The organism is Pseudonocardia sp., assembly GCF_029263155.1.
Lineage (GTDB): Bacteria > Actinomycetota > Actinomycetes > Mycobacteriales > Pseudonocardiaceae > Pseudonocardia.
In genome coordinates this window covers 26,339-35,996 of record NZ_JAJCYB010000094.1, presented here as the reverse complement: position 1 = coordinate 35,996, position 9,658 = coordinate 26,339, and the positions used below count along the sequence as shown (strand labels likewise).

At 71.8% G+C, this 9,658-nt stretch carries 14 protein-coding genes; 4 read left to right on the top strand and 10 right to left on the bottom strand.

The window, feature by feature from the left end; genetic code table 11:
* The first annotated feature begins 235 nt into the window (after positions 1-235).
* From Q1K26_RS19260 to Q1K26_RS19250, 3 genes are all read left to right on the top strand, one after another.
* A complete protein-coding gene (locus Q1K26_RS19260) occupies positions 236-625 on the top strand; it encodes a hypothetical protein (protein ID WP_300014748.1) in 390 nt (129 codons plus the stop codon).
* The gene (locus Q1K26_RS19255) at positions 622-1,053 is read left to right on the top strand and encodes a hypothetical protein (RefSeq protein WP_300014746.1); all 432 of its coding nucleotides are present in this window, start codon (positions 622-624) and stop codon (positions 1,051-1,053) included. The genes Q1K26_RS19260 and Q1K26_RS19255 overlap by 4 nt, the downstream gene beginning before the upstream one ends.
* 71 nt (positions 1,054-1,124) lie before the next feature.
* Positions 1,125-1,364 carry a hypothetical protein gene (locus tag Q1K26_RS19250; protein WP_300014743.1) on the top strand — a complete coding sequence of 80 codons (240 nt, stop codon included), beginning with the start codon at positions 1,125-1,127 and terminating at the stop codon, positions 1,362-1,364.
* A 76-nt stretch (positions 1,365-1,440) separates the two neighbouring features.
* Here Q1K26_RS19250 and Q1K26_RS19245 read toward each other — a convergent pair whose 3' ends face one another.
* The 3 genes from Q1K26_RS19245 to ssb form a co-directional block, all read right to left on the bottom strand.
* Positions 1,441-2,361: a bifunctional DNA primase/polymerase gene (locus Q1K26_RS19245; protein ID WP_300014741.1), complete on the bottom strand. Its 921-nt coding sequence runs from the start codon at positions 2,359-2,361 to the stop codon at positions 1,441-1,443.
* On the bottom strand, positions 2,358-3,092 hold the full coding sequence (locus Q1K26_RS19240; protein ID WP_300014739.1) for a bifunctional DNA primase/polymerase: 735 nt from the start codon (positions 3,090-3,092) through the stop codon (positions 2,358-2,360). The genes Q1K26_RS19245 and Q1K26_RS19240 overlap by 4 nt, the downstream gene beginning before the upstream one ends.
* Before the next feature lie 254 nt (positions 3,093-3,346).
* Positions 3,347-3,832, bottom strand: a complete 486-nt coding sequence (gene ssb, locus Q1K26_RS19235; RefSeq protein ID WP_300014736.1) for a single-stranded DNA-binding protein — start codon at positions 3,830-3,832, stop codon at positions 3,347-3,349.
* A gap of 625 nt (positions 3,833-4,457) precedes the next feature.
* On the opposite strand from ssb, the gene Q1K26_RS19225 reads away from it, so the two are divergent.
* On the top strand, positions 4,458-4,649 hold the full coding sequence (locus Q1K26_RS19225) for a hypothetical protein (RefSeq protein ID WP_300014753.1): 192 nt from the start codon (positions 4,458-4,460) through the stop codon (positions 4,647-4,649).
* 221 nt (positions 4,650-4,870) lie between these two features.
* Here the strand turns inward: Q1K26_RS19225 and Q1K26_RS19220 are convergent, their stop codons facing one another.
* Genes Q1K26_RS19220 through Q1K26_RS19190 form a run of 7 tightly spaced genes read right to left on the bottom strand, consistent with a single transcriptional unit; the run spans position 4,871 to position 9,619 of the window.
* Entirely contained in the window at positions 4,871-5,071 is a 201-nt protein-coding gene (locus Q1K26_RS19220) for a hypothetical protein (RefSeq protein ID WP_300014733.1), read from the bottom strand.
* Positions 5,068-5,847, bottom strand: coding sequence for an FCD domain-containing protein (locus tag Q1K26_RS19215; RefSeq protein WP_300014729.1), 780 nt, complete (start codon positions 5,845-5,847; stop codon positions 5,068-5,070). Before Q1K26_RS19215 ends, Q1K26_RS19220 begins: the two co-directional genes overlap by 4 nt.
* On the bottom strand, positions 5,844-6,668 hold the full coding sequence (locus Q1K26_RS19210; RefSeq protein WP_300014726.1) for a fumarylacetoacetate hydrolase family protein: 825 nt from the start codon (positions 6,666-6,668) through the stop codon (positions 5,844-5,846). Before Q1K26_RS19210 ends, Q1K26_RS19215 begins: the two co-directional genes overlap by 4 nt.
* Positions 6,669-6,693: 25 nt before the next feature.
* Positions 6,694-6,993: a Dabb family protein gene (locus Q1K26_RS19205; protein ID WP_300014723.1), complete on the bottom strand. Its 300-nt coding sequence runs from the start codon at positions 6,991-6,993 to the stop codon at positions 6,694-6,696.
* Positions 6,994-7,044: 51 nt separating this feature from the next.
* Entirely contained in the window at positions 7,045-7,851 is an 807-nt protein-coding gene (locus Q1K26_RS19200) for an ABC transporter permease subunit (RefSeq protein ID WP_300014720.1), read from the bottom strand.
* The gene (locus Q1K26_RS19195; RefSeq protein ID WP_300014718.1) at positions 7,848-8,693 is read right to left on the bottom strand and encodes an ABC transporter permease subunit; all 846 of its coding nucleotides are present in this window, start codon (positions 8,691-8,693) and stop codon (positions 7,848-7,850) included. The genes Q1K26_RS19200 and Q1K26_RS19195 overlap by 4 nt, the downstream gene beginning before the upstream one ends.
* Positions 8,694-8,701: 8 nt before the next feature.
* The gene (locus Q1K26_RS19190; RefSeq protein WP_300014715.1) at positions 8,702-9,619 is read right to left on the bottom strand and encodes an ABC transporter substrate-binding protein; all 918 of its coding nucleotides are present in this window, start codon (positions 9,617-9,619) and stop codon (positions 8,702-8,704) included.
* Between the last annotated feature and the right edge of the window lie 39 nt (positions 9,620-9,658).

Below are 9,658 nucleotides of genomic sequence, written 5' to 3'. Positions count from 1 at the left end.
CATCCACATCGACGTCGCAGTCACCTGGCAGCGCGCCAGCGCCGGAGACTGGACCACCTACGCCGCCGACGTCAGCCGCCGGGGGACCACGTCATGAGACAGGGCATTCAGACAGTTCCAATATCCGACGTCGCCAGAGCGGGGCATCCTGCCCACCGGGCCCGGCGCCCGCGCCCTGATCGAGCGCTTCGACCACATCGACGCCGCGCTGCAACCCCAGCCCGGCGAGCCCGCGGTGCTGCCCACCGGCCGCCGGCTGGAGAACCTGCTGCGCCAGCAGGCCGACGTCCTGCATGTCGGGGCGGCGAACTTCTGCTGGTTCACCGATCCGAGCAAGGCGTTGTGCCTGCGGCTGGCCGCCGCGACCACGGCGACGCGGCCCCTGATCGGCATGTGTGACTCCGCGCGCTGCCCGCAGGCCACCCACCACCGCGAACACCGCCCGGTCTGGGCGGACACCGCCGACACGATCAGCCAGTTCCTCGGAAACCCCCGAGTGCCCCCGGCGGAGAAGCGCCGGCTCCACCACGAGCACGAGCGCGCCGCGCGAGTGCTCGACGAGATCGACGCCGCAACCGCGTCTCGAGGCGCCCACGACGACGAACCCGAAACACACCCCAGGTGAGGATCAACGAGCAGCAGCGCCGCCACACCGAGGACCGCATCCGCGCCGCCGCGGACCGGCTCCTGGGCGGGCACCTCCCAGTCGGTGGCAGATGCGACGTCAAGACCCTGGCCAGCGACGCCGGCCTGAGCCGAGCCGCCCTCTACAGCACCTACCGCCACCTCAAGGACGACTTCGAACGCCGCCGCGAGCAACAGCGCAACGCCGGACAGCTCAGCGACCCGCGCGACGCTCGGATCGACCGGCTCCAAGCCCAGATAGCCCAGCTCAACACGCGGGTCGCCGACCGAGACCGCGAGCTCACCGACCTGAAGGCGTTCCGGAACGAGGCGGTGTCCCGGCTGGCCGCCCAACACGACGAGCTCCTGCGCCTGCGTCAACAGGCCGCCCAAGCAGGCCAGGTGCGCCGGTTGCCGACCTCCCGATGAGACCTCCGACATCCGAGCATCGACCGGAGAGCACCGGCCGGCCCACCCGGACCCGGTCCTAGGCTGCGCGAATGTCCGTCGACCCCCGGCCCGCCACGGTCAGTCTCGACCTCGGCGACGCCGTCGAGTTGGTCGAGATACTCACCTTCATCGGCGACTGGTTCGACAGCACCGACGGGCCCGCCCTGAACGCCTCGCTGCAGCGCTTCGCGCACGCCGCCTACGGCCTGGCCGACCTGCAAGCCGACCTCGCCCGCTTCGCCTTCCTGCTCGGCGACGAGGGCGACCGGCTCTTCGGCCACCTCGGGTGAACCCTGCACGAGCCCGGCAGGACCAGGCGGCGCCGATACCCAGCACGCCGGCTATGACGGGTCGCCGAGGACTCCCTCACGCTCGGTCCAGTCGCGGCGGCCGGGCCTGCTCTGTCCTCGGCTGCGCGCGGCTCACCCGCAGGGGAAGGCGCCTTCCATACGCGACGCCGTCCTCGATCGTTCGACGCACCTCGTCGAGGGTGCACCCATCGATTCCGACGTGGCCGCTGCAGGCCTGCAACAGAGCGGCCCGGGCGTCGTGGTCAGCCAGCTCGCCACCCCCGACCAGGCGCCCCAGAGTGCGGGCGGCCTTGAGCAGCGCGCGATGCCGGGTGCCGGTGCGCGCCGCGGCCACCGCCCGTGTCTCGCTCTCGAGGATCGCCCCTGCATAGGCGCTCGCGCGTCCCGCCGACAAATTCTTCGGCGGACCGGGCGCAGGCGGCGGTGCCGGGGTCAGCGCCCGCGCGAGCCAGCCCGGCAGCTCCGCGATCTCGCCATCCCGCACAACCCGGTAGACGCCGTCCTCACCGGCGCTGCCGGCCGCCACACAGTAGCCACCAACCGACCTCGAGTCGATCTTCCAGCCGAGCGAGCCGACGGTGTTGCGCAGCACCAGCCCGGGCGTCGACCGAAAGTACAAGTGGCTCCCGCCGCCGGGGGTCGCGACCTCATAGGTGTCGGTCGGAACCGGCACGCCGACTTCCGCCGCGAGCATGGCCAGCACGTCCCGACCGTTGCGCGCGCCGACGAACCGCTCCGGCGCGGTGGCGCCGCGGCCGTCATCCAGATCGATCACGACCAACCCGGACCTCCCGGTTGCCACGCCGACATTCGCCTCCGCGTTCGCCCACCACCGATAGATCTGGCGCTTGTCGGTCGTCGCGCGCTGCTCCCAGTTACGCAGCGCCGGGACCTTGCCCGCCCGGACAAGCGGGAAGACGTGCCAACCCCGGTCGGCCGCGTCCAGAGCCGCACCGAGCAACGGATTCCACGTCATCGCCGCCGCCCTCCGACGGTCGCTCCCGCCGCGTTCGCGGCGCGAGGAAACGAGACACACGCCGGTGACGATCTCGGCCGCCGCGGCCGGCCCCGAAGCGCCTCAATCAGGACACATGTTCGCCTGGACACGCCGACTGCCGCGACAACACCGTGGCCGCGGGTGTCGATCAGCGGGCCGAGCGCATTCTGGGTGTTGCGCAGTCCGGCGCCGTTGGGCTGGCGGAAGTACAGGTGTCGTCCCCCGGACGGGGTGGCGACCGTGAAGGTGTCCCACGGCGGCGCGACAGCAGCGTCTGCGGCGAGCCTGCGCAGCACGGCCGACCCGGTGACCGCCTCGGCAACGCCGACCGGATCGGCGTCGTCCGCCACGTTGCGTCCGGTGTCGCGAAACGGACAGCCCCCGGCCGCCTCGGCAGCGGCGGCAGCGTGCGGACGGGTGGCGGGCACGTCGAGGTCGATCACGAGCAACCCGGACCGTCCGGCCGCCACCCCGATGTTCCAGGCGGCACCGGCCCACCAGGCGAGGATCCGCTCGGGGTCGAGCGTGGCGGCGTCCTCCCAGCCCCGCACCGCCGGGACCTTGCCGCGCGGCCGCACGGGGAACACCGCCCATCCCGCGGCGACGGCCCGCAACGCGGCCGCCGCGAGCGGCTGCGGCCGCAGGCGATCCGGAGGCGCCTGCGGATCGGCGTGCCGGTACGTGGTGTGGTCGGTCGAGGTGTGGGTCATGGTGGTCCTCCTCGCGTCGGGGCACAGGGAGCGGCCCGCCGCTCCGCAGGGCCGCGCCGCGACCGTGCCGCCCGCGCGTGGCGGTCCCGTGGCCGGCGCGTGGCCGCGAGTGGCGGGCACGGTGCGCCGACGACGCGAGGAACGACGCGTTCAACACCACCGAACGGCGACGCCGACGCCCGGACGGCGACCAGGCGCGGGCAGAGCGCGGCGGTGGGCCCGGACCGGGTGGTTCGGGCCCACCACCGGATGGCTCACTCGGAGCCGACGAGCTCCAGCGCGGGCCGGTCACCCGCGTCGGACTCGGCCGGCTCGGCGCCGGTGTCGTCGCGGTCGGCGCGCGCCTCGTCGCCGGGCTCGGCCGTGGCGGCCTCGGTGCCGGTCCGGGGGTTCTTGACCAGGGTGGCGGTGGCGTAGCGCAGGCTCGCGGCGACGTCGGCGGCCTCGATCTGGATCCGCCGCACGACGGTGCCGTCCTCGCGCTTGAAGGAGTCGTCGGCGAACTCGCCGGTGACCGCGACGGTGGCGCCCTTGTCCAGGCTGGCCGCGACGTTCTCGGCCAGGCCGTTGAAGCACACCACCCGGTGGAACACCGCGGGCAGGTCGACCCAGCGGCCGGTGCCCCGGTTGAGGCGGCGCCGGTTGGTCGCGACGGTGAAGGTGGTGACCGGGATCCCGGAGCGGGCGAACCGCAGCGTGGGCTTGTCGGTGACGTTGCCGTGGAAGGTGATCTTGTTCATCTCGGGTTCCTCTCATCGGAGCGGGGTGTCGGTGGGTGACGCGGCCCTGGCCTCAGCGCGGCGCGGTGGGGTCCCGGTAGGGACGGCGGGGAACCCGGGCTCGTCGGATCGGGGTGGGAACACCGCAGGTGTCCGAGCGCAGCGAGGCTCGTCCCACCCGATCGGACTGGGCCGGCGGGTTCTTCGCCGCTCGCCCCACCGCGTTGTGCTGACCTTCGGGCGTCTCCCTCGGGACACCGCCACCGCTGGGAGGAGCGGTGATGCTCAGCCCCGGACTCGCCACCGTCGCCATGAGGACGCCCGCGACATCCGATTCCGGCGTCACCGCTGCGGCCGCTGCCAAGGGTGGCCACGTCGTGCTCGGCTCCGTGGCGGCGCGGCCGACGACCGCACAGGCACCGCGCCCCGGTCTCGACCACGCTGGCCAGCCCCAGCCCGTCGAGGCGTCGCGCCAGCGCCCGGGTGCGCCCGGGCAGGTCGGGGGCGAACGGGTCGTGGTGGGCGACGTCGAGGGTGAGCGCGACGCCGTCGTAGCCGCAGTCGGCGAGGAGCGTCAGCGCATCGTCGAGGCGGTGGCTGGTCAGGCCGTTGGTGTTGTAGGCGTACCGAGACCCCCCTGGCGCAGTTGCAGGTCCCGACGCTCTACATCGCGGCCCAAGAGCAGCTCGCCGACCTGCAGCGCCTCCGCACCTTCGACCGTGTCGTCGTGGGTCAGACCGTCGGCTCCGGCCACTTCCACCAGTTCGAGGTCCCGGAGCAGGTGAACGCCATGATCGAGCGATTCGTCGCGCTCCACGTCCTGGATCCGGTGGCCTGAGGGGACCTGCGATAGCCGGTGCGGGCAGACAGACGCGGCAGGGTGGGGCCTGCGGCAATGCGCAGCTACCGCTGGATCGACCGGTCCACACTGGAGCTCACCGTCCGCGGCGGCGAGACCTTCCCCGACGGGCACGGCGCTCGACGCCCAGTCGATCGATGAGCGATCGGTTCTGGCGCTGGGCGGCCTAAGCTAAGAGCCCAGGTTTCCAGGGCGGAGCGTTACCCCCAGCCGATGCCGATGCACACGGCCAGCGCCACAGCCGCCAACAACATCAGGATCGCAAGAATGACCATCGTCAAGACGATCTTGTCCCCGAGCACCGCCACGTCGGCCCGGATCCTTCCGAGCTGGATGCACAGGGCTTGCTCCCCCGGGGTCAGCCCGGCGAGATCGATCTCGTCGTCCGGCTGCGGCGTCATGACGCGCTCGCCGCGTCGGCAGCCTTGAGGTACGTCGCGTTCAGCCGGAGCAGGTGCTCGAACATCGCGGTCCCCGCCGCCTCGCTGTCGCCCGCCGTGATCGCGTCGAGAATCTCCTCGTGATCCGAGTCCACGCCCCGCCAGAAATCCAGCGGTGGCGCCTGCGATCCCTGCGGCTCGATGACGAAGCGCGTACGGATCACACCGAAGATCGGCAGGGTCATCACCTCGAGCAGCCGGTTGCCTGCCGCAGCGAGGACCATGACGTGGAACCGCCGATGATGGTGGTGGCGCACCCCGCTCTCGGTCTCTGCCATCTCGCTCCTCAGCGCCGCGCGGATCTCGTCCAGGTGCTCGGGACTGCGGCGCTGGGCGGCCAGGCGGGCCGCCGGGACCTCGAGGAGCTGCCGGGCCTCGAGCAACTCGTCGAGACCGACACTGTTGTTGCCGCTGAGCAGGCCGATCCCGGTCTCCAGGTACTCGCTGATGGCCGCCGGATCGGTGGGGGCCACGAAACAGCCCCCCGTGGCCCCGCGCGTGGAGTAGATGAGGTTCCGGGCGGACAGCAGCCGCAGCGCCTCACGGACGGTTCCCCGGCTCACCCCGAACGCGGCGGCCATCTCCGTCTCCACCGGGAGTCGATCCCCCGGAGCCAGGGCACCTTGGACGATCAACGCCCGCAACTGGCCGGCGATCTGCTCGTAGGCCGGTCGGATCCGGTCGACCGGCAACGTCGCCCGACCCGTCGCCGCCCCGTCCGTCGCGCGCGGTGTCATCGCGGGCCCACGCAGCGGTTCGACATCTCACCGATGCCGCTGATGACCGAGCGGACAACCTGCCCGGGGGCGAGGAACACCGGCGGCACGCGCGTGACACCGCTGCCCGGTGGCGTTCCCATGGCGACCACGTCACCGGGTACCAGCGTCGTGAACGTGCTGACGTAGGCGATGACCTCGGCCGGCGAGAAGATCATGTCCGCCGCTCGGCCGTGCTGCACGCGCTGCCCGTCGACCTCGCAGGACAGCTCCAGATCCCCGACGTCGGCGACCTCGTCCACGCTGACCATGTGCGGTCCCAGCGGCGTCGTCCGCTCGAAGTTCTTGCCCGGGAAGATCTGCGACGTGCGCCACTGCCAGTCGCGCACCGAGATGTCGTTCAGCACGGTGAACCCGGCGATCGCCCGGGCGGCGGTGCGTTCCGGCTCCCGGCGCACCTCCGTCCCGATCACGGCGGCCAGCTCCACCTCCCAGTCGACCTGCTCGCTGACCGAGGGTGCGGGAAGGTCGATGTCCTCACCCGCGCCGATCAGGGTGCGCGGGAACTTGGTGAACAGGCTGGGGAACCGGGGCCGGGGCTCCCCGGTGCCGCGGTCGAAGTTCGCCCCGACACAGACGACCTTCTCGGGCGCGACCACCACCGGCCGATGGCGCACCGCGTCCAGCCCGACGCGCTCCCCGGCTGCGCTCGCGTGTGTCCGCCAGTCGCTCCCGGAGCGCAGCAGCGCACCGACGTCGTCGAAGGGGAGGACGACGGCACCGTCGTCCTCGAGCCGGACCGCGCGGGTGCCGGACGAGTAGCGGATCGTGCCCAAGCGCATGGTTGTCCCGTCAGCAGCGGAGTCGTCAGGGACCGGTGAAGACGACGCCGGCCCGCTCGGCCATCGCCGGGCGGATGTGCTCCACGATGACCTTCTGGTGCGCCGGGTGGTCGCGGAACGTGAGGTACCCGGCCTCGTCGTCGAACTCGATCAGGGACGCGAAGTCGAAGTTGTCGGCCCGGATGCCCAGGTCGAAGCCCATTCGCATGGCGCGGATAGTGTCGATCTCCTCGCGGAGGCCCATCAGCCCGTCGACGACGGCCTGCTTGGCCTCGTCGGTGACGCCCTCGACCCAGCGCAACATGATCACGTGGTGCAACATCATCGGTCTCTCTCTCGTCGTGCCTCTGAAGCGATGGGGGAACGGGCGACAGCGCTAGAGCAGGAGGGGTTGGTTCGACTGCCGCTCCTCGGCCTTCCGCAGCCCCTTGAGCACCCGGTTCATCCCGATCGCGAGCACCGAGGCGCACACGAAGACGAGGAGTACCAGGACGTACATCTCCGGGAGCTCGAGCCGGGAGTAGTAGTCGATGACCATGTGCCCGATGCCCTCCTTCCCGACCTTGCTCTCAGCGGCGACCGTGCCGACGATCCCGGCGGCGACCCCGAGCTGGACCCCGGTGAGGATGCTGGGGAGCATCGCCGGGAGGGCGACGTGACGGACCGCCTGCCATCGACCGGCGTCGAGCACCGTCGCCGCGCGGAGCCACACCGGGCGGACCAGCCACGCCGAGCCGACGGTGCTGACGGCGACCGGGAAGAACACGCTGAGCGAGGCCATGCCGACCTTCGAGGCCATCCCGACCGAGAGCGTGTAGATGAACAGCGGGTACAGCACGATCTTCGGGATGGCGCCGAGGTAGAGCACGACCGGTTCGAGGACGAAGCGGACGCTGCGCACCGAGGTGATGGCGAGCCCGACCAGGATCCCGGCCACCCCGCCGATCGCGACGCCGCTGCCCAGCGCGATGAGGGTCGCCTGCACGTGCGCCCCGAACTCCTCCTCGCCCAGGACCCGTCCGAGCGCCGCCGCCAGGTCCCAGACGTGCGGGACGTAGGACCGCAGGCTCCCGCCGAAGGACGCCACCGTCTCCCACAGGGCGAGCACCAGGAGGAGGAGCAGCACCCGGATCGCCCGGACGCCGGACAGGAGCCACCCCCGGTTCGTCGGCACCGTCATCATCCCTGCCCACCCTTCGCGTGGAACGCCCGCTCGAGCCGGTCGAGGCCGTACAGGAACGCCGAGGTGAGCACCAGGACCAGGATCAGCGCCGCGTACATCCGGTCGGTGCGCAGCAACGTGTACGCGCCGGAGATCTCGGCCCCGATGCCGCCGATGTTGGTCAGGTACTCGGTCGCCAGCACGGTCAGCAGCGTGTAGGTCAGCCCGAGCCGCAGACCGGACACGATCCCGGGCATGGCCGCCGGGAGCAGCACGTTGACGAAACTCTGGCGCCGGTTGCGGCAGTAGAGATAACCCGCTCTCAGGTACGTCGCACGCACCCCGTGCAGCGCCCGCTGGGTCGTGACGACGGTCGGGATGATCCCGCCGATCATGGCCTGCACGATGACCGCGGTCACGCTGCGGTCCAGGACGATCAGGAAGATCGGGTAGAGCAGGATGATCGGGGAGGCGAACAGGCCCACGAGGACGGGCTCGACGGCCGCGGCCAGGACGCGGTGGCGCCACAGAAGGTAGCCCAGACCGGACCCGATCACCGCGGCACCGAGGAAGGCCACCGCCGTCTCGTAGAGCGTGGTGCCGAGCAGGCGTGCGTACTCGCCGGCGTCGCCGACGAGCTCGGCCAGCGCGTCGCTGGGCTTCGGGACGAACAGCGGGTTGATCAGGCCGAGGCCGACCACCAGCTCCAGCAGTCCGACGACCCCGACGATCAACAGCGCGCGCAACCACGGGGCGAGCCGGTCGAGGGAGGCGCGTCGGCGCTCCCGGCGGGGTCGTCCTCCCGGGGGCGGGCCCGGCGCGTCCGGGTTCGTCACCGCGACGGTGAGGTCTCGGGTCTCCATCTTCGGCGCTAGCTGGTGGGGAGGACGCTGTCGAGGACGATCCGCTGCCGGACGTCGGCTTCGGAGAGCGGCTCCTCCAGGATCCCGAACTCGGCGGCCGCGTCCAGGTTGACGTCCAGACCGTCGATCGACCGCAGCGTCACGCGGTCCTGGCGGTAGACGTCGTAGACCGCGTCCCGCAGCGCCGGGGTGAGCTCGACGTCGGCGGCGTCGCTCCAGATCGTCGCCGCCTCCTCGGGGTTGTCGTAGGTCCAGTCGATGGCCCGCTGGTAGGCCCGGAAGAAGGCCTGCACGCCGGCCGTGTCCTCCTCGATCACCGCGTGGTTGGCGAGGTTCACCCGGGAGGTGGTGCCGCGGTAGCGGTCCAGGTCGTCACCGGTGCCGATCTGGCGGATGCGGCCGCTGGCCAGCTCGTCGTAGAAGAACGGGGGCGTGGTCCAGCCCACCTCGATCTGCCCGGTGGCGACCGCGGTGAAGTTGTCCGGCGGGCTGCCGATGACCGCGCACTCGTTGGGCGGGCGGCCGGTCGCGGTGAGCTGGGCCTGTAGCGCCTTGCACAGGGCGTCGGTCGACGAGCCCGGGCGGCTGGTCGCCACCCTCAGGCCGCTGACGTCGGCGAGGGACCGGACCGGTGAGTCCGCCGCGACGTAGTAGACGATGTCGGAGTACCCCTGCCACTCCGAGCTGACGATGTCGATCGGGGCCTTCTGCACACCCGCGAAGGTCGCGAACATGCCGACGCCGAGGGCCACGTCGACGGTGTCGGAGACGAGGAGCTGCACGGCGTCACCCGAGCCGGCCGGGTACTGCCGGTCGGTCACCTCGACGCCCTCGGCGGCGTAGAAGCCGTTGGCCTGGGCGACGGCGTCGAACGCGGCGACGTCGAAGAGGACCTCGTGACCGATGGACAGCCGCAGCGGTGTCATCCCCGGCGTGGACGGCTCTGGGCCCGAACCGCACGCCGA

Bases quoted from the DNA above. Each gene is read 5' to 3' on its own strand.
- Q1K26_RS19250 (WP_300014743.1), top strand. From the start codon at position 1,125: ATGTCCGTCGACCCCCGGCCCGCCACGGTCAGTCTCGACCTCGGCGAC.
- Q1K26_RS19245 (WP_300014741.1), bottom strand. From the start codon at position 2,361: ATGACGTGGAATCCGTTGCTCGGTGCGGCTCTGGACGCGGCCGACCGG.
- Q1K26_RS19240 (WP_300014739.1), bottom strand. From the start codon at position 3,092: ATGACCCACACCTCGACCGACCACACCACGTACCGGCACGCCGATCCG.
- ssb (WP_300014736.1), bottom strand. From the start codon at position 3,832: ATGAACAAGATCACCTTCCACGGCAACGTCACCGACAAGCCCACGCTG.
- Q1K26_RS19220 (WP_300014733.1), bottom strand. From the start codon at position 5,071: ATGACGCCGCAGCCGGACGACGAGATCGATCTCGCCGGGCTGACCCCG.
- Q1K26_RS19215 (WP_300014729.1), bottom strand. From the start codon at position 5,847: ATGACACCGCGCGCGACGGACGGGGCGGCGACGGGTCGGGCGACGTTG.
- Q1K26_RS19210 (WP_300014726.1), bottom strand. From the start codon at position 6,668: ATGCGCTTGGGCACGATCCGCTACTCGTCCGGCACCCGCGCGGTCCGG.
- Q1K26_RS19205 (WP_300014723.1), bottom strand. From the start codon at position 6,993: ATGATGTTGCACCACGTGATCATGTTGCGCTGGGTCGAGGGCGTCACC.
- Q1K26_RS19200 (WP_300014720.1), bottom strand. From the start codon at position 7,851: ATGATGACGGTGCCGACGAACCGGGGGTGGCTCCTGTCCGGCGTCCGG.
- Q1K26_RS19195 (WP_300014718.1), bottom strand. From the start codon at position 8,693: ATGGAGACCCGAGACCTCACCGTCGCGGTGACGAACCCGGACGCGCCG.
- Q1K26_RS19190 (WP_300014715.1), bottom strand. From the start codon at position 9,619: ATGACACCGCTGCGGCTGTCCATCGGTCACGAGGTCCTCTTCGACGTC.